Here is a 17,676-nt window from a genome sequence, read left to right as displayed (position 1 = left end):
GTGCTTTCCGGAGCGGTGTCAGGCGTGGAGGGTCTCGCCGCCTTTGGCGTCTGCGTAGTACTGAGGCGCCTCGCGACGGTCGTATTTCCCGTAGTCGCGCACGATCCGCACTCTACGGACCCTTGCCTTATCATTCGGCCCGGAAGCGTCCTCGTAGGCCTGCGCTGCATCGGCGTCCTTCCAGGACACGAGGAGAATCAGCTCGCCGGGCGTAAGTATGGCGTCGAAGACGTCCCAGGACGTGCTGTCGGCGGCCCACGGATTCAAGCCGAGCCACTCGGCGCAATCGTAAGGGTTGTTGGTCTGCTTCCACTCCGCGGGGCGAGTCGCGTTGATCAGCGTGACCGTCGTTCCGTCTCCGACTTCGGTCTCGTCGAGCCTCTGCTCCGTGAGGGCGTACCCCGGAGGCACTTGATTGTCAGCAGTGATCTGGCCGACTCGCAGGTGGTAGTCAGCGAGGATTTCGTCGCGGCCCTTCTGCTGAACCTCGTGATGGCGCATGCGGGTGCGCCAGCGGACGAGCGACTTTTCGTCCCGCCAGTTCGAAACCGAAAGGATCCAGCCCTCGCGGGTCAGGCTCTTGTAGCGGACGTTGTCGACGAAGCCCTCGACCTGCTCCAGATCGGGGCGCAGCATCTTGGCGTTGTCGAGGTAGTCATTGCAGTTCACTTTATTGGGGAGGACTTCAAAAATCACTGAAAACATGTTCGTATCCCGCTCTTAGAGTGTGCGACGCAGTCGATTTCGATGTCGAATTGCCCAAGCTAGGCGCGCTCTTCACGGCAGAAGACCTTCAAGCTGTCATCATCGATCGTTTTGGCCAGCATCCACGCGGCTCCCGTTTCGTTCGCTGTTGCGTCTTCTTGCATTCGGCGCGACCGTGATCGCCACAGGCCGCGCGGATAATCTGGCCTTTGCGAAAACTATCCTCTCGCAAAGCGAGAGGAGTCGTCTCTCAAGCGCCGTAGCGTTCGGTCTTGATCGCCCTCGCTTCCAGTCCCAAGGCGAGGGCGGCGTCCGCCGCGATGTCGACGAAGGCGTTCGACCCGCACACGAAGGCGCAGCCGGGAGACATAGGCAGCCGTGCCGCGACGTCAGCGACCATTCTGGCGTCGATCCGCCTGCTGAAGTCGGTGCGGCGCGTCGCAGGCTCGCGTGTCAGCGCCAAGGCGAGCGCGAAATCGGGAAGCGAGCTCTCGAGCTCGAGGAGTTCGTCCCTGAACAGCACGTCACCCCAGGTCCTGGAGGAGAGCGACAGCGCGACAGGCACCGGCTCGCCGCTGGCCTTCCGATACCGGATCATGGCCATGAGCGGCACGACGCCGGAGCCGGCGCCGATCAAGAGCACTGGCTTGTTGGAAGGCCCCGGCCAGAGAAAGTGTCCGCCGAGCGGCCCGCGAAGCTCGATCATGTCGCCTACTTGGGCGACGTCGTGGAAGAACGGGGAGACCTCGCCGTCCGGGAGGCGCTCGATCGCCAGCTCGATCACCTCGGAATCGCTCGGGGCCGAGGCGATCGAGTAGCTGCGCATGGCAGTGTAGCCGTTGGGCGCGGTCAGCCGCACGTCAACATGCTGTCCGGCCGTATGGTCGAACGTTTCGGAGAGGCGGAGAAAGAAGCTTTTGATAGCCGGCGTCCTCGTCGCAATCTTGACAATCGCGCAGCTCTGCCATTGCGCGGTTGCGGCAATCGCTTCAGTCATTCGTGTATCGCTGCTCATGCCACGGATCGCCGTACATGTGGTACCCTCGCAACTCCCAGAAGCCGGCCTCGTCACGCTCCGTGAACTGAAGCCCGTTCACCCACTTCGCCGACTTCCAGAAGTAGAGATGTGGCACGAGCAGGCGCGCCGGTCCCCCGTGGTCGCGCGGCAGCGGCTGGCCTTCGTATTTGAGCGCGACCATAGCCTTCCCCGTCGTGAGGTCCGCGAGTGGCACGTTGGTGGAGTATCCGTCGTAGCAATGTGCGAGCGCAAAAGGAGTGGGTGCGGTAAGGCCAGCGTCGGCGAGGATGTCGTCGACGGCCACGCCCTCCCAGGCGGTGTTGAGCTTCGACCACGAGGTCACACAGTGGATGTCTCGCGTCATCCTGGTTCGAGGGAGCGCGTTGAACTCCGACCAGCTCCACGCTTTGGCCGGACGAGGGCCGACCTTTAGCGTGAAAGTCCAGTCCGCGGGCTCGATCTGCGGCGTGGGGCCGGCCGTAAGCACCGGGAAATTGTCGACGAGGTGCTGCCCCGGGGGAATCCGGTCCGATGGTTCGGATCCGGATTGGCGGCCTGTGAAACCGCGAGTGACCATGGTGGATTTCCTCCGTGCCGGCGCGTGACATCAATCATCCGGCGGTCGCGAGCGGTCGGCGCCCGGACCCGCGCGCGCGGTCACGAACGCCGCGCGCCGCGGTCGCCGCCCCTAGGGGAACGTCAGGCCGAAAGCGGCCGGATCGGGCTGCTCGCCTTTCCGTGGGACCAAGAAACGCTCCAGCCCACCCGGCACGAAGCTGAGCAACAGGGTCGCCTGGTCGCCGACCACCTCGATCGTATGCGGCACACCGCGGGGAAGAGCTGCGTAGGCGCCCGGTCCCACCTCGACACGGGCATCGCCGACCCGCGCGATGAGCTTGCCCTGCACCACGTAGAGCAGCTCGTCCTCGCGCGAGTGGGTGTGCAGCGGCGGCTCCTCTCCGGCCCGCACCGTCCACATGACAGCGCCATATTCGCCTCCGGACTGGCTGCTCTCCACTTTCATCTCGATGCTCGAGCCTCCGCTCGAGGTCACTGTCTCGCCGCCGTGTGGCGGCGTGAGGACCGGCTGCTGGACTGACATTTGTAGACTCCTGATTGTTGGACCCTTATTCGACTTCGCAGTGGCGGCGAAGGGTCGCCGCTCACAACGTACCGTGAAACATGGTATTCCGTGCGGCGAATGGGAAATGACGTCACGCCATGAAGTCGATAGCCGCGCGTTATGACGGCCGTCCGCCTTCCGCATCGGGCTCGCGTGCACCCAACGCCGACCGCTCCAGCAGCGCGGTTAGCGTCCTGACGGCCTCCGTTAGCTTCAGGACTTCGCGCTCACGCAGTTGGTCGATCTTCTCGTGCGGCAACTCTATCTCGTGCTCTGCCCTCACATTGATCCGGTAGTCGTTCTCCGCAGCCTTGCGATCAATGTCCTGCTGCCGGTTCTGACTCATCATGATGATCGGCGCGGCGTAGGCCGACTGGAACGAAAGCACGAGATTGAGAAGAATGAACGGGTAGGGGTCCCAGCCCCTCGTCGCGCCGACCAGGTTGCCGGTTACCCAGGCGAAAAGGATCGCACTCGGGACGATGATGAAGCTCCACGATCCCATGACGGTGGCGACCGCGTCCGCTATCCTCTGCCCAGTGTCAGGCGCGCAACCGCCGCGGGCTCATCCAGGTCCTGAAGCCGAAGCGAGCGGCGTGCTCGCCGTAGGTCGGCGAGCAGGTCGTGCTCGGCCTGTTCCATGCTGCCCTGGTCTTCCGCCTTATTTTCCACGCTACGAGGACCCGGTCCGCTCGATTGCGGGGTCGACGCGGCCAGTGCCCTGCCGCGTTCTGATCGCCTCGTTCTGCCGTGGCGGCGGTCTCCGCGATGGCGCCCCTGGTACCAGGCGCCGGCAAGCTCGTTCTCGCTCAGCTGCTGCCACGCGTCGAGCCTGGCGGTCGCCATCGCGCACTACCTGACGTCAACCCCGTTCCAGAAAGCCACGTAGTCCTTGATGTTCGCGGCCGCCGTCGACGGCTCCGGGTAGTACCACGCGGCGTCCTCGTTGGTCTTTCCGTCCACCACCAACGAGTAGTACCTCGCCGTACCCTTCCACGGACAGCGGCTCGTCCTCGAACTCCGCTGTAGGAATTCCTTGCGGATGCTCCCGGGCGGGAAGTAGTGGTTTCCCTCGACGACGACCGTCTTATCCGACTCCGCGATCATCGCGCCGTTCCAAGTCGCCGTTGTCATTTCCTGTTCCTCGTCCTGCTACGTTGTCGCGATGGCTCCGACGCTATCGCACGCCGCGGCCTCCGCGAAATAACGATCGGGAATGGATTGCATAGCGCTACGCTTCGCCGGGCCACTCCAGTGTGACGCAAGTGCCCCGGCCGGTGGCTGAAGCGGTTGTCCGCCGGCGTGCGCGTCGTGGTTATGCGGGCGCGCTCGCCACCTCCGAAAGCGTTGCATGCAGCATGCCCTTCTAGGGGACATCGACCGACCAGTCGCGAAGCCGCGCGACCTTGACGAAAGCGTCCAGCGCGGGCGAGTAGCGGCGCCCCTGCACAGCCAGCAGCCGCACCTCCCGCGAAACCGGGGCGCCTTCGAGCGGAATGGTCTTGAGCGTCGGAAGGTGTGGCATGTGCTCGGGTGCGAGTATCACGCCGAAGCCAGCCGCGGCCATGTGCTGCAGGTGCAAGTCGTGACCGCTGCAATAGCCGAGCCGGAGCGGTTCCTCGGGGAAATACGACCGTTGGATCTTCGGGGCGACGTCGCATCCGGCGCGTTCCAGCAAGACGGTCTCGCGGAGGTCGTCGATGCCGATCGAGGGACGGTTTGCGAGCCGGTGTGTCGGCGCGAGAACCACGACGTAGCGCTCCTCGAACAGTAACCAGTCATCGATGCGGGCAGGCATGTCCTGCACGTCCCCGACCATTGCGGCGTTGATGTCCCCCTCAAGCAAGAGGTCGACGAGCTTCTCCGCTGCGCCCTCACGCAGCTCGACGTGAAGCCCAGGGACTAACTTTGCGATTTCCGCGATCGGATCGAGGACGAGCGACGCCGAGATGGAGGGGGCGAGGCCGATCTTCAGTGGCGCGACCTCCTTGCGTTGGAACTCCTGGGCTCTGCGACGCACCGCCTCTTCCGAGGCCAATGTGCGCTCCAGCATCGGAAGGACTTCCTTCCCAAGGTCCGTGAGCTGCGTCAACTGGCGCTCGCGGTAGATCAGCTGGCCGCCTAGTTCCTGCTCGAGCTTCTGCACCCCCTTGGTCAGGGCGGGCTGCGTGACATTGCACTGCTCGGCTGCGCGGGTGAAATTGAGTGTGGACGCGACGGCGAGGAAGTAGCGAACTTGATGAAGCTCCATGGGTTGTTCTCTTTCCTTCCGGGTCGCGGTTGCGCTCCGAGTTCCCTTGGAACCAGCGGGCAGGGCGCTTATTGACTCGTGTGCGCCGCCGTAGCGAGTAAAGCCCGGCAAATCGCTCCAAATTGCTGCTAAAGAGAAGGAAGATCTCCGTCCGCGCATCCGGCAAGACTAAGGGACGGGAGGCCGCGCGTGTGGCGCACGAAGAGCTTGATCAGCCGACTTCAAGCCGAAGCCCGACGTCGGAGTCTGACAGATGGTGCAGCAGTCGCTGAACGTCGCGTACTCGGACGGTAGCTCTCAGGTGTTGTGGGAGGACGGCGAGCGCGTGTTGAGCCGTGGCTGGCGACTGGACGACAATGGCAACCGGCTTGCCGTGCTGCTTGATGCCCGTGCCATCGACCAACCGTCCCGCTCAAGACTCGATCGCCTCGCTCACGAATTGAGCTTGAAGGATGAGCTGGACGCAGCCTGGGCTGTGCGACCGCTCAAGGTGGAGCGCGGCAGCGGCCGCACCATGCTGCTGGTGCTCGAGGATCCGGGCGGCGAGCCGCTCGCTAGGCTGCTCGGGTCACCGATGGATGTGGGAGGCTTCTTGGCCCTCGCGATCGGTGCTGCAACGGCTATAGGCAAGCTCCACCAGCGCGGCCTCATCCACAAGGACATCAAGCCAGCTAACATTGTGGTGCACTGCGCCGATGGACACGTACGGCTCACCGGATTTGGCATCGCATCGCGCCTGTCCCGCGAGCGGCAGGCGCCTGAGCCGCCCGAAACCATCGCCGGTACGCTCGCCTACATGGCACCCGAACAAACCGGGCGGATGAACCGCTCGATCGACGCCCGCAGCGATCTGTACGCCCTCGGCGTCACGCTGTACCAGATGCTCACGGGCGTTCTGCCCTTAACGGCGGCCGATCCCATGGAGTGGGTGCACTGCCATATTGCCAGAAAGCCGATGCCGCCAAGGGAGCGGTTGGAGATTGTCCCGGCGCCCGTCTCGGCGATCATCATGAAACTGCTCGCCAAGACACCCGAGGATCGTTACCAGACCGCCGGCGGTATCGAGCGCGATCTGCGACGCTGCCTGGCGGAATGGGAAGCGCGCCGCCGCATCGATGACTTCCCGCTGGGCCTGCAGGACACGCCGAATGAGCTGCTGATCCCCGAAAAGCTGTACGGACGAGATCGTGAGATCGCGACGTTGCTTTCGTGCTTCGATCGCATCATCAAGACCGGTATGCCGGAGTTGGTGCTGGTCTCAGGATATTCCGGCATCGGCAAGTCCTCAGTCGTCGATGAACTACACATGGCGCTCGTGCCGCAGCGCAGCCTGTTCGCGTCTGGCAAATTCGACCAGTACAAGCGCGATATTCCTTACGCGACACTGGTGCAGGCTTTTCAAAGTCTCGTCCGGTCTCTCCTCAGCAAGGGCGACACCGAGTTGGCAAGCTGGCGGCACGTGCTTTTAGAGGCGCTTGGATCGAACGGGCGACTCATGATCGACCTCATACCCGAACTCAAGCTAGTCATCGGAGACCAGCCACCGGTTCCTGAGTTGCCGCCACAGCAGGCACAAAGCCGTTTTCGACTCGTATTTCGGCGCTTCATTGGCGCACTTGCCCGCTCGAACCGGCCACTGGCGCTCTTCCTCGACGACCTGCAGTGGGTCGACGCGGCGACGCTTGATCTGCTGGAGGACCTGTTGCGGCCAGATTCGGAGCACCTCATGCTTATCGGTGCCTATCGCGACAACGAAGTCACTGCGGCCCATCCGCTAACGAGAAAACTCGACGCCATCAAGACCGCTGGCGGAAAGGTCGCGGAGATCAAGCTGTCGCCGCTCGCCCAAGAGCACCTTGGGCAGTTGGTTGCGGACGCACTTCGCTGCGAGTTAGAGCGCGCAAAGCCGCTTGCGAAGCTGGTACAACTGAAGACCGGCGGAAATCCGTTTTTCGCCGTTCAGTTCCTGTCTTCGCTCGTCGAGGAAGGACTACTCAAATTCGATCATGATGGCGCGCGCTGGTCCTGGGATATCGACCGCATTGAAGCCAAGGGCTACACCGATAATGTCGCTGATCTTATGGTCGGGAAGCTAACCCGCCTGCCGACCGAGGCGCAGAATGCATTGCAGCAGCTGGCTTGTCTTGGAAACATTGCCGAGAGCACAGTCCTTTCGATGGTACTCGGGATTTCGGAGGAGCAACTCGATACGAGTCTATGGCCGGCCCTCCATCAGGAGTTGGTCGAGCGTGTGGCAGGCGCTTATCGGTTCGTCCACGATCGCGTTCAGGAGGCCGCCTATGGGCTGATCCCGGAGCAGCTGCGCGGCGAGGCGCACCTCCGGATAGGGAGACTGCTCGCGGCACGGACATCTCCGGAGAAGCGAGACGAAGCGACCTTTGAAATTGTTAATCAGCTCAACCGAGGTCTTGGTTTGATCACATCGGTCGATGAACGCGAGCAGGCCGCGGAATGGAACTTGGCAGCAGGCCGGCGCGCCAAAGCATCGGCTGCCTACGTTTCGGCGCTCAGTTACTTTATCACCGGTCGAGGCCTATTGGCGGAGGGGTGCTGGGAGCACCGGCGGGAGCTCATCTTCGCACTCGACCTCCATCGCGCCGAATGCGAGCTCTTGACTGGCGCGCTCTCGGACGCAGAAAACCACTTGGCAGCATTATCTGCTCGCGTCACGGATATGGCTGATCGGGCGGGTGTGGCACGCCTCGGAATCGACCTTTACCTCACGCTCAATCAGCCCAGCCGCTCGGTCGCCGTCGGTCTCGAGTACCTAAGGTACCTCGGCATCAGCTGGTCGCCGCATCCGACGGATGAGGAGGCGCGCCAAGCGTATCAGCGTGTCTGGTCGGAGCTCGGCCAGCGCGCGACCGAGGAGCTGATCGCCCTTCCCTTGATGACCGACCCGGCATCCCTCGCCGAGCTAGATGTCCTGAACCGGCTCTCTTCGCCGGCGCAATACACCGACCTCAACCTCTACACGCTCGTCGTCTGCCAAATGCTGCGTCTTACCTTGGATCGTGGCAACAGCGACGCGTCTGCCGTCGCCTATGGTCGGCTTGGAATGATCGCCGGGCTGCGGTTCGGCGATTACGAGGGCGCGTACCGCGTCGGGCAACTCGCTTGTGAGCTCGTCGAGCAGCGTGGACTATGGCGTTTCCAGGCGGGTGTATATCTGAACTTCGGAAATATGGTCATGCCTTGGACAAGGGATATCAGAACATGCTGTGAACTCATCGGCCGCGCATTTGATGCGGCGCAGAAAACCGGCGACCTCGTGTATGCAGGGATCTGCTCCGGGCTGAGGGTCCTGAATCTTCTTGCGGTCGGTGATGCGCTTGCCGACATCGAACGTGAAGCTGAAAGGGTACACTTGGGCCACATACAGCTTGGCACAAACCTTGAAATCGTCGGTGTGGCACTCGCTATCGTGCGAATGCTGCGCGGCGCAACGGCAAGATTCGGCTCCTTGGATGGCGGGCAGTTTGATGAGCAGCGAATCGAACGCGATTTCGCGAACACTTCGGACGTGACGGCCGCCCAATGCTTGTATTGGATCTGCAAGTTGCAGGCCCGCTTTTTGGCTGGTGACTATGCGACGGCGGTTGATGCTGCATCGAAGGCGCAGCCGCTTCTGAGCATGTCCCTCACGATCATGGAGGCGGCCGACTATCACTTCTACGGCGCCTTGTCGTACGCGGCGTTTTGCGATTCGATGCCCGCCAGCCAGCGGACGCCGTCTCTGGAGGCCTTGGCCCCTCATCACCGTCAGCTCGCCAGCTGGGCCGCAGCCTGTCCGGAAAACTTCGAGAACCGCGCTGCGTTGGTTGATGCGGAGATTGCCAGGATTGATGGCCGCGCGTTCGATGCCATGAACTTTTACGAACAAGCCATCCTTTCGTCACGGGCAAACGGCTTTGTCCACAACGAGGCGCTCGCCAATGAGTTGGCGGCGCGCTTTTACACCGCGTGCGGCTTCGAGCAAATCGCGCACCTGTATCTGCGAAACGCCCGCGACTGCTATCTGCGCTGGGGCGCGGACGGCAAGGTGCGCCAACTGGATGCGATGTATCCGCGCCTCAGGATGGAAGAGCCCGCACCTGCTTCGACAAACACGATCGCAGCGTGTGTCGAGCAACTCGACCTCGCAACGGTGATCAAGGTGTCGCAGGCCGTCTCGGCCGAGATCGTGCTGGAGAAGCTGCTCGAAATGCTTATGCGCACGGCGCTCGAACAGGCTGGCGCCGAACGAGGCTTGTTGCTTCTTTCACGCGGAGCTGAGCAACGGATCGCCGCCGAAGCCACGACGGACGGCGATTCGGTGACCGTGCATCTGCGCGACGAGGAGGTGGCTGCGACAGTGCTGCCGGAGTCGGTGATCCACTATGTTCTGCGCACCCGGGAAAGCGTTATTCTCGACGACGCGTCATCTCGCAATCCATATTCTGACGATCCCTACATCGTTGAGAATCATCTCCGTTCTATTCTCTGTTTTCCGTTAATCAACCAGGGAAGGCTTACGGGCATCCTCTACCTGGAGAACAATCTGACGCCCATGGCCTTTACGCCCGACCGCGTCGCCCTGTTGACGGTGCTTGCGTCGCAGGCGGCGATCTCACTCGAAAATTCGCGGCTTTATCGCGACGTCGCAGACCGCGAAGGGAAGATTCGGCGTTTGGTCGACGCGAACATCATTGGGATCATCATTGCCGACCGCGAAGGTCGAATTCTCGAGGCCAATGACGCGTTTCTCCGTATCGTGGGATATGACCGTGAAGACCTGGTTTCGGGCCGCGTGCGCTGGACCGAGCTGTCGCCGCCGGAATGGCGCGAGCGCGACATGTTGACTCGGGCGGAACTGAACTCAACCGGGATAGTTCAGCCCTTCGAGAAGGAGTATATTCGGAAAGACGGCAGCCGCGTTCCTGTGCTTATTGGCGTCGCTCTGTTCAGAGAAGGAGGCGACGAGGGCCTAGCATTCGTGCTCGATTTGACAGAGCGCAAGCGTGCGGAGGACCGCCTCCGCGTGCAGCACACCGTCGCGCAGGTCTTGGCGGAAGCGGCCACGATCGAGGAGGTCACTCCGAGAATACTGCGGGCCATGGGCGAGTGTCTGGGATGGGACGTAGGCGCGCTCTGGCGTGTGGACCGGGAGGCCGAGGCGCTGCGCTGTGTCGAGCTTTGGCATAAAGCGTCGATAGAAATCCCCGAATTTGAAAGAGCCGATTGGCAGTTCACCTTCAATCCGGGGGTGGGACTACCGGGCCGGGTGTGGTCCAGCCTTAAGCCCGTATACATTCCGGATGTCGTTCCTGATAAAAATTTGCCGCGCGGACCCATCGCCGAACGCGAAGGACTACACGCGGCCATCGGCTTTCCTATCCTGCTCGGGAGCGAAGTCTTGGGCGTGATCGAGTTTTTCAGCCGCGAGATCAAGCAACCCGATCAAGAGCTGCTCGACATGGTGGCCACCATCGGCAGCCAGATCGGTCAGTTCATTGAACGCAAGCGCGCCGAGGAAGCTCTGATGCGAAGTAAGGATTATTTGGCCGAAGCGCAGAAGCTGACGCATACAGGCAGTTGGGCTTGGGATCCCCGCACGGAACAGGTGCTGTATTGTTCCGAGGAAATGTTCCACATTTACGGCCTGGATCCACGGTCGAGCCTACCTTCTCGAGAAAATTTTCGACTGCAGATCCACCCCGAGGACCGCGAGTGGGTAAAGGAGAGATTTGAGGAGTCGCTTCGCAAAAAAACTGACACCTATGCCGAGTACAGGGTTGTGCTGCCAGACGGAACAGTTAGGCACATCAGTGCCTCAGGTCATCCGGTTCTCAACGAAGACGGCGAGCTCATCCAGTTTGTCGGTACCGCTGTAGATGTGACAAAGCGCAAACAAGCTGAGGAATCATTGCGGGAAAGCGAGGCGAATCTCGCCCACATGAACCGCGTGAGCACGATGGGAGAGTTAGCAGCCTCGCTGTCGCACGAAATCGCGCAACCGATCGCCAGCGCACGTAACAACGCGCGGGCGGCCCAGAATTTTCTGAAGATGCAGTCGCCGGACCTAGGTGAGGTAAGGGAAGCACTTTCCTGTGTCGTCGGAGATGCTGATCGGGCAGGAGAAATCATCGATCGCATCCGAGAGCAAATCAAGAAAGCGCCGCCGCGAAAAGAGTGCTTTGACCTCAACGTGGCAATCAACGAAGTGATCGTATTGGCTCGAAGCGTGACCCTCAGGAATGGCGTTTCGGTCCAGGCCCGGCTTGCAGAGGGGCTAGTTTCGGTTCTGGGGGATCGCGTTCAGCTGCAACAGGTCTTGCTGAATCTGATTCTGAATGCGGCTGAAGCAATGGGTTCGATGGAGGAGGGGGCGAGAGAGTTGTTGATCAGCGCAGAGGAAGGCCAAGCAGGCGCCGTCGTGGCCGTGCGCGATTCTGGGCCGGGCATTGATCCGGAACATCTCGACCGGGTCTTTGACGCCTTCTACACCACGAAGTCCAATGGAACCGGCATGGGGCTGTCGATCTGCCGGTCTATCATCCGCGCTCATGGCGGCAAGCTATGGGCGGAGGCGAACGAACCCCGCGGCGCCGTGTTCCAGTTCACACTGCCGAGGGCGGAACGGGAGCTCACGACCCCTTCTCAGGCGAGCCTGCCGACCTGAGAGCCGCGCAAACACATCGTGTGAGATGGTCCTCATCCACCGGCTTACGCAGGTAACACAAGACCCCATCGTTCAGGGCGCAAGCCCGATCAGCATCATTGGGAAAGGCCGTCACGAGGATTGTCGGTATCGCGTTGCCCGTGTCGACAAGATGCCGGTGGAGTTCGAGCCCGGTCATAGCAGGCATATGGATGTCGGCGATCAGGCAAGCTGTTTCGGTAAGCCGCGGGGAGGCGAGAAAATCCGCCGCAGACGCGAAAATTTCGACCGTATAACCCAGCGATCTCATGAGCCTGTACATGGACTCACGAAGGAACCGATCATCTTCGACGACCGAAACTAGTACCTTCTTCATCATACCGCCCATGGCCGTTCGCTGGACGCGTCTGCGGGCAGATAACTATCCAATTATAGTAACACTCACATTGCTTGATATCTGAGAGAATGCCACCAGTGTGCCGCCTGTGCCCCGTAAACTTTGGTTTATCTGGACGATGATTGCGAAGCCTATCCGGCATGACTTGCAAATCGAGGCTTTCGCCGGACGAAAGCAGTCGCGGGATCGTAGCGGGCGAACTCTAGGACTCGCCCGAGCGCCCTAAGCCTTCGTATCACCGTCCCGCCCCCCTTGGATGTCCGAGCTCAACCTGCGCTCAATTGAGCCGTTGGTGACAATCCTCTTAGTTTTAGTGCATCCGAAATGCGCACAGGCCAAGAGGAGAAAACAATGCCTTACCACTTGAAAAGCCACGGGTCTGACAAGGCCATTCGATGCGCGGTCTGTGGGGGCAAGTTTGGTCTCGTCCGCCATTATTCGTGGCGAACGCCGCTTTGCTCCAGGAAGTGCGTCGATGGCTTCAAGGCGCGCCGCCAAGGTGACCACAATTGGATGGGCTGGTTCCCATTCGCTTTCGACCAGTCGCCCAAAAACCGTGCGAGAGCGTCGTGACGCTTCAGATCTCACAGCGAGGCAAGGAATATTTGAAGACAGCGCAGACTTTGCTTCGCACTGCCAAAAGCATGACGGACCAAGCCATTGCGGCTCAGCTTAAGGCTCTTGCCGACGACTACGAGCGGCGAGCCGAGAGGGCTACGTTCGACGATGCAGCCAAGGCGTCGGCTCGATCCGCCGAGCGCTGAATACGCGAGGCATACAAGTGCCGATGGGCAGCTTCCCTCAGCAGCTATCGGTCCGACCAGAGATCGAACTTCAGACGAAAGTCGACCCGAGGGTCCGGAGGAAACGAGTTGTGTCAGTGCTCGCAAGCGTTGGTGTTCCCGGCGCGCATCCTTCAGAAAAAAGGGGCTGTTCAGGTTCCGGGATTGGGACTAGAAATGCGCGGTGTTGTCGGACCTGCAAAAGCAAGATGCAGGCTGATTTTCGCGATCTCTTCCGAGTGGCAGCGATGTCTGACGCAACCTCCACCGTGTTGGTCATCGACGACGATCCGGATCTCCGCGCGTCGGTCGGGCGCCTGCTGCGATCGCTCGGCATCAACGTTCAGCTATTTGCCTCCATTTCCGACTTCCTCAAATCCGATCCACCGGATTGCCCTACCTGCCTGGTGCTCGACGTCAGATTGCCCGGCCAAAGCGGCCTCGATTTCCAGCGCGAGCTGGCTGCGGCGAACAGGGAGATCCCGATCATCTTCGTCACGGGCCACGGCGACATACCGATGTCTGTGCAGGCAATGAAGCGGGGTGCGATCGAGTTCCTGACCAAGCCGTACCGCGATCAGGATCTTCTCGATGCCATTCAGCTTGGCTTGGCCCGCGATCGAGCGCGGCGGGAGAATGACAAGGATTTGGTCTCCCTACGGCAGCGTTTCGCCTCCCTAAGCCCGCGGGAGCGCGAGATCGTAATTCAGGTGGCGCGCGGTCGCCTGAGCAAACAGATTGCCCACGATATCGGCATCGCCGAAGCCACGGTGAAGGTGCATCGCAGCAGGGCGATGCAGAAGATGCAGGCCGGTTCGCTTCCAGAACTTGGTCGGATGGCTGACAAGCTCAAGCTGGTGCCTAACACGCCGCAAAGCGCTTAAGGTGTGCGTTCTTGCTCGATGTGCTATTCGCGCGGCCGGACGAGTTGAGCCTTCGCGCAATCTGCAAAGCAAACCAAGAGAAAGGGCCGGCGGGCGCCAAGCCGCCGACCTTATCTTGCAACTGCCGGCTCGCGGGTCCGGTTCCGCTGTGATCCCGCCATTGCACTTGCAATCTGCCGCCCGATCGAAGCCGCCTCCCGGCTTGTAAATCTAGGTTTAGGCAACGCAGCCAAATCTGTCATTGCGCGCCACCTGCGCGGAATAGCTCGCAGCGCTCCAACCTGTCAGATTACAAGTCACCAACATCTGTGCGGGGATTAGCCCTGTCGAAGCAAGCGAGGTCATTATGCGATCGACTGCAGCTTTCCGACGCTTGGAGAGGTTTCATCTCGAACCGGAGCGTTTCGTCGGACGTGTCGTTCAGTGTCCGAATGCAGCCAGTCCACTCTTCGAGAAACGAACCGAACCAGCCGGCGCAACGCCAATAGAAGCTTCGTTCGGACCGTTTCGCCTGCTTCGAGCGCAGTACCTTTTGCTGGAAGGCGACGAGCCCGTGCCTCTTGGAAGTCGTGCTCTGGAAGTCCTGATTGCCTTGCTTGAACGCCACGGAGAGTTGGTTAGCAAGCAGGATTTGATGGCTCGCGTTTGGCCCAATGTTTTCGTTGAGCCCGCTAACCTCACGGTTCATATGTCAGCGCTGCGTCGCGCGTTGCGTGATGGTCAGGATGGGAATCGCTTCATCATCAACATTCCCGGACGCGGTTACTGTTTCGTCGCCTCAGTCGCTGTATCCGCTCACGAGAATTGAGCGCGACTGGCGAAGCACCAGGAAATTCGGGTGAGGCATTCACTGTACGGGTGAGGCATTCACTGTAGCGAACATTCTCGTCAACTCCTGGAGCCCGTCAAATTGCTAGGAGGGTGAGGGCGGCGGCCCCTCGGCTGGCACCCGAAACCGTCACTCGCCTCTTCTAAGCCAAGGTTTATGTGGCGCAACTACAGCCGCACCCTGAACAACCCATGTGCAATAGAAGATGGACCGGCAGAAATGTAAGTCTCCTCGCAACAACTCGCGCTCTGGAGTCCGCTCATGAGGAGAGTCACTGTTCTCATCGTTTCTGCTCTGATCAATGCATCTACAATTCCCGGGCTTGCGGCGGAGTCCACGTTAAACAAGAATGTTCACGCCGCTCGCGCGGTCTCGGCGACTGTACACAACAAACCCGATAATGCGACCGACAACGAGAAGACTTGTCGCACCTACGCCGCCTCATCGTATGAGACCGTGATGCGGCAGCAAGTCGCTGCGGGCCGCGTCGACGGCGCGCGGGTGTTAACTGCGATCGATTCCGTGATTGACGCTTTCAAACATCTGTCCGCGACGAAATGCGTCAGCTGACCCTCACTATTCTCTGACAATGCGATGCACGAGGTCTGCAGGTGATTATCTTCCCGCTCATAACCACCTGGATGTGGTTTCAAATCATCACCGCGTCACCGCTCCCATCTTCGGGCCGTCCGGTTGAGGACAGCTCTGACGCTAACGCCTCGTTGAGTCCCGTCGGAGTGTTGTTGAACGAGGTTGAACATGACCTAGGTCGATTTCACCGCTCCAACACGAAGAAGGTTTTCGCAGATCGCTGCGGCGCCGGATGAAATGAGTAGCGTAGTATAACAGGAGTGAAAACGTGGGTGAGGTTATTCGATTTGTCTCAAAGTCCGAGCGGGAGCGAGCTCGCCTTATTCGAGAAGCCCGAGCGATCTACGACAGTGTCTTTCCGCCATCTGAGCCCGTCCGCGAGCAGCTGGACGAGGCATCCGCGAGCCATATGCGCAGCGGCGCAGACGTTCATCACGGCGAGGGGGGCCTATCATGATCGCGATCATCGCCGTGCTCTGCAGTTTGTCTTCTCCGGAAAATTGCCACGAGCAGACCGTCACCACCTCTGACTTCGCTGACGTCTCGATGCAATCCTGCCTGATGGGCGCACCGCAGCTTGCCAACTGGATGAATCAGCATCCGACTGAGCGTCTTGCGACATGGCGCTGCGTGATCGGTCAAAAGAATGGCCGGGCTACTTAAGGTGAAATGTCGACGAGCTCGCAAACTCGGAGCGCAGTATATCATGGCGCGAGTGTTGGAAGATCGTCGCTTGGGTTAAGGACGGGCTTGCAGCTTGGTTGATCAGTATTGTCGACAGGTGGGACTCAACCTCGAAGATATTGCGGCTGACTGTTGGCAGCGGCGTTTTCAATTGGCGCGCCGCGGCCGAAAGGCTGTCGATCTCGATCGATATCAGCGGCCTCGCTGGCGTACGCATTCGGCAAGAGTTGTTGAGATTTGGATTGCTTCACTCGCACCGACGTTCCTCGTCGGATACCACTTTGCCTCACGGAGGCAGGCAGCTTCCCAAGTGCTCGGCGCACGGCGATCGCCCCTTCGCCGTGGTTCGCCCGCGGCCGGTCCTTTCTCTCCCGAGGACCGGCCGCCCCTCCTTAGGGCCGACCGGCAACGGCGCTGGATCGGATGGGCGTAGTGCACTCGACGAGTGCGGGAAGCCCAGTCGATGAGCAAAAGACGGATGGAGAGTCGTCGAAGCGCGCGCCAAGCGTCTCTCAGTCATCCCGATAACGGTCGGCTATCGACTCCATGGCGAGAGGTGATTTTCCTTTCGACTGTCATAGACTCAATCTCCGAGCCGTCGTCGCCCGCCCTCGAGTAGGGGCCGAAGTCGGCGTTCCATTGAACGATCCCAAGCCAGGAGGTCCGACATGCAGATCAAAGAGACAACCGACGTTTCCTTCTTCGGCGTGGTCAAGAGCCCTCCGTTGGAGGATGTCGTCGTGCTCGCGGACAGCGCCGGCGTCGTGCTTGGAGTGCAGCGCGCATTCAGCGCAAGGGTGTGGAGCGTCTGCGATGACGGCAGTGATCTCATCGCGTCCAGGTGCGTCGAGATCCCGCTCGTCGGGCGCGATGGCGAGATCTCCGGGGTTCTGCGCCGGCCCCTCCCACGGTCCGATACGCGCGGCGTGTTCTCCTCCCGCAGGCCGGAGGGAACGAGGGCGATCGGAGACGTGGCGCAGTTCGCGGTCCACGACATCAACAACCTTCTCGCCGTGATTGACTGCGGCCTGCGGCTGCTCGAGTGCCAGAGCGACGCCGCACACCGAAAGGCCATCATCAGCAAGATGCAGCACGCGATCACGCGAGCAGCGTTGCTCAGTCGTCAGCTCCTCGACGTTGCGCGACCATACCCCGAGTCGATCGGCGGGTTCGTCGCAGGCAACCGCCTCGCAGCGCTGGCGGGTTCGCTGGACCAGGCGTTGCGTTCCGACATCACGGTCCGCACCGATATCGCCCCTGATTTGTGGGACTTCGACGCTGACCCGGAGGAGCTGTACTTCTCGCTGCTGAACCTCTGCCGAAACTCGACCGATGCCATGCCTGGAGGCGGCGCGATCACCGTCGCGGCGCGGAACGTCGAACCTTCCGCTGGCACGGCCTGGGGATTCGTCGAGATCGTCGTCGCCGACGACGGGGAGGGCATGCCCGACGAGGTTCTCTCGCAGGCATTCACCCCGTACTTCACGACAAAGGCCGCGGGCCGCGGCACCGGCCTCGGGCTCCTCCAGGTCAAGCGCTTCGCCGAGGGACGAGGCGGCGCGGTCTGTATTGAGAGCGAGCGGGGCGGCGGCACGCTGGTGCGCCTCTTCCTCCCGCGCGTGCACGCAGCTGGGCTCCCCGGCCGTATCGTCGGCGCGGAGATCGCGTACACGCCGTCACCCAACGGCGGCGTATTCCACGTCGTCAACCCAGCAGCGGCTGCGCCGACTTCGTAGCCGGCGCTAACACCT

At 61.2% G+C, this 17,676-nt stretch carries 16 protein-coding genes; 8 read left to right on the top strand and 8 right to left on the bottom strand.

What is annotated here, in order from left to right:
- Nucleotides 1-18 precede the first annotated feature (18 nt).
- The 7 genes from ACVIYL_RS35875 to ACVIYL_RS35845 all read right to left on the bottom strand — a co-directional run bounded on the left by ACVIYL_RS35875 (nt 19) and on the right by ACVIYL_RS35845 (nt 5,097).
- Nucleotides 19-705, bottom strand: coding sequence for an antibiotic biosynthesis monooxygenase family protein (locus ACVIYL_RS35875; RefSeq protein ID WP_456780791.1), 687 nt, complete (start codon nt 703-705; stop codon nt 19-21).
- Nucleotides 706-955: 250 nt separating this feature from the next.
- Nucleotides 956-1,702, bottom strand: a complete 747-nt coding sequence (locus tag ACVIYL_RS35870; protein ID WP_456780790.1) for a ferredoxin reductase — start codon at nt 1,700-1,702, stop codon at nt 956-958.
- The gene (locus tag ACVIYL_RS35865) at nt 1,695-2,300 is read right to left on the bottom strand and encodes a sulfite oxidase-like oxidoreductase (RefSeq protein WP_456780789.1); all 606 of its coding nucleotides are present in this window, start codon (nt 2,298-2,300) and stop codon (nt 1,695-1,697) included. The genes ACVIYL_RS35870 and ACVIYL_RS35865 overlap by 8 nt, the downstream gene beginning before the upstream one ends.
- Before the next feature lie 111 nt (nt 2,301-2,411).
- On the bottom strand, nt 2,412-2,825 hold the full coding sequence (locus ACVIYL_RS35860) for a cupin domain-containing protein (RefSeq protein ID WP_456780788.1): 414 nt from the start codon (nt 2,823-2,825) through the stop codon (nt 2,412-2,414).
- Nucleotides 2,826-2,964: 139 nt separating this feature from the next.
- Entirely contained in the window at nt 2,965-3,351 is a 387-nt protein-coding gene (locus ACVIYL_RS35855; RefSeq protein ID WP_456780787.1) for a DUF1003 domain-containing protein, read from the bottom strand.
- A gap of 347 nt (nt 3,352-3,698) precedes the next feature.
- A complete protein-coding gene (locus ACVIYL_RS35850) occupies nt 3,699-3,980 on the bottom strand; it encodes a DUF427 domain-containing protein (protein ID WP_456780786.1) in 282 nt (93 codons plus the stop codon).
- A gap of 232 nt (nt 3,981-4,212) precedes the next feature.
- On the bottom strand, nt 4,213-5,097 hold the full coding sequence (locus ACVIYL_RS35845) for a LysR family transcriptional regulator (RefSeq protein ID WP_456780785.1): 885 nt from the start codon (nt 5,095-5,097) through the stop codon (nt 4,213-4,215).
- A 253-nt stretch (nt 5,098-5,350) separates the two neighbouring features.
- On the opposite strand from ACVIYL_RS35845, the gene ACVIYL_RS35840 reads away from it, so the two are divergent.
- Entirely contained in the window at nt 5,351-11,779 is a 6,429-nt protein-coding gene (locus tag ACVIYL_RS35840; protein WP_456780784.1) for an AAA family ATPase, read from the top strand.
- Here the strand turns inward: ACVIYL_RS35840 and ACVIYL_RS35835 are convergent.
- A complete protein-coding gene (locus ACVIYL_RS35835; RefSeq protein WP_456781920.1) occupies nt 11,745-12,134 on the bottom strand; it encodes a response regulator transcription factor in 390 nt (129 codons plus the stop codon). The two genes, ACVIYL_RS35840 and ACVIYL_RS35835, sit on opposite strands and share 35 nt — an antisense overlap.
- A gap of 590 nt (nt 12,135-12,724) precedes the next feature.
- On the opposite strand from ACVIYL_RS35835, the gene ACVIYL_RS35830 reads away from it, so the two are divergent.
- The 7 genes from ACVIYL_RS35830 (at nt 12,725) to ACVIYL_RS35800 (ending at nt 17,661) form a co-directional block, all read left to right on the top strand.
- Nucleotides 12,725-12,919, top strand: a complete 195-nt coding sequence (locus tag ACVIYL_RS35830; protein ID WP_456780783.1) for a hypothetical protein — start codon at nt 12,725-12,727, stop codon at nt 12,917-12,919.
- 266 nt (nt 12,920-13,185) lie between these two features.
- Nucleotides 13,186-13,821 (top strand): response regulator transcription factor, encoded by a 636-nt coding sequence (locus ACVIYL_RS35825; protein ID WP_456780782.1) that lies wholly within the window; start codon nt 13,186-13,188, stop codon nt 13,819-13,821.
- A 346-nt stretch (nt 13,822-14,167) separates the two neighbouring features.
- The gene (locus ACVIYL_RS35820; protein ID WP_456780781.1) at nt 14,168-14,629 is read left to right on the top strand and encodes a winged helix-turn-helix domain-containing protein; all 462 of its coding nucleotides are present in this window, start codon (nt 14,168-14,170) and stop codon (nt 14,627-14,629) included.
- 282 nt (nt 14,630-14,911) lie between these two features.
- Entirely contained in the window at nt 14,912-15,220 is a 309-nt protein-coding gene (locus ACVIYL_RS35815) for a hypothetical protein (RefSeq protein WP_456780780.1), read from the top strand.
- 289 nt (nt 15,221-15,509) lie between these two features.
- Complete coding sequence (locus tag ACVIYL_RS35810; RefSeq protein ID WP_456780779.1) at nt 15,510-15,698, top strand: hypothetical protein; 189 nt, start codon at nt 15,510-15,512, stop codon at nt 15,696-15,698.
- Nucleotides 15,695-15,904 (top strand): hypothetical protein, encoded by a 210-nt coding sequence (locus ACVIYL_RS35805; protein ID WP_456780778.1) that lies wholly within the window; start codon nt 15,695-15,697, stop codon nt 15,902-15,904. The genes ACVIYL_RS35810 and ACVIYL_RS35805 overlap by 4 nt, the downstream gene beginning before the upstream one ends.
- Nucleotides 15,905-16,593: 689 nt before the next feature.
- Complete coding sequence (locus ACVIYL_RS35800; protein ID WP_456780777.1) at nt 16,594-17,661, top strand: sensor histidine kinase; 1,068 nt, start codon at nt 16,594-16,596, stop codon at nt 17,659-17,661.
- Nucleotides 17,662-17,676: the final 15 nt, after the last annotated feature.

The sequence above is a fragment of the Bradyrhizobium sp. USDA 3315 genome (assembly GCF_054056795.1).
This window is presented reverse-complemented; position numbering and strand designations above follow the sequence as displayed.

Excerpts from the sequence above, each read along its gene's own strand:
- ACVIYL_RS35875 (WP_456780791.1), bottom strand. The coding sequence starts at position 705 with ATGTTTTCAGTGATTTTTGAAGTCCTCCCCAATAAAGTGAACTGCAAT.
- ACVIYL_RS35870 (WP_456780790.1), bottom strand. The coding sequence starts at position 1,702 with ATGACTGAAGCGATTGCCGCAACCGCGCAATGGCAGAGCTGCGCGATT.
- ACVIYL_RS35865 (WP_456780789.1), bottom strand. The coding sequence starts at position 2,300 with ATGGTCACTCGCGGTTTCACAGGCCGCCAATCCGGATCCGAACCATCG.
- ACVIYL_RS35860 (WP_456780788.1), bottom strand. The coding sequence starts at position 2,825 with ATGTCAGTCCAGCAGCCGGTCCTCACGCCGCCACACGGCGGCGAGACA.
- ACVIYL_RS35855 (WP_456780787.1), bottom strand. The coding sequence starts at position 3,351 with ATGGGATCGTGGAGCTTCATCATCGTCCCGAGTGCGATCCTTTTCGCC.
- ACVIYL_RS35850 (WP_456780786.1), bottom strand. The coding sequence starts at position 3,980 with ATGACAACGGCGACTTGGAACGGCGCGATGATCGCGGAGTCGGATAAG.
- ACVIYL_RS35845 (WP_456780785.1), bottom strand. The coding sequence starts at position 5,097 with ATGGAGCTTCATCAAGTTCGCTACTTCCTCGCCGTCGCGTCCACACTC.
- ACVIYL_RS35840 (WP_456780784.1), top strand. The coding sequence starts at position 5,351 with ATGGTGCAGCAGTCGCTGAACGTCGCGTACTCGGACGGTAGCTCTCAG.
- ACVIYL_RS35835 (WP_456781920.1), bottom strand. The coding sequence starts at position 12,134 with ATGAAGAAGGTACTAGTTTCGGTCGTCGAAGATGATCGGTTCCTTCGT.
- ACVIYL_RS35825 (WP_456780782.1), top strand. The coding sequence starts at position 13,186 with ATGTCTGACGCAACCTCCACCGTGTTGGTCATCGACGACGATCCGGAT.
- ACVIYL_RS35820 (WP_456780781.1), top strand. The coding sequence starts at position 14,168 with ATGCGATCGACTGCAGCTTTCCGACGCTTGGAGAGGTTTCATCTCGAA.
- ACVIYL_RS35815 (WP_456780780.1), top strand. The coding sequence starts at position 14,912 with ATGAGGAGAGTCACTGTTCTCATCGTTTCTGCTCTGATCAATGCATCT.
- ACVIYL_RS35805 (WP_456780778.1), top strand. The coding sequence starts at position 15,695 with ATGATCGCGATCATCGCCGTGCTCTGCAGTTTGTCTTCTCCGGAAAAT.
- ACVIYL_RS35800 (WP_456780777.1), top strand. The coding sequence starts at position 16,594 with ATGCAGATCAAAGAGACAACCGACGTTTCCTTCTTCGGCGTGGTCAAG.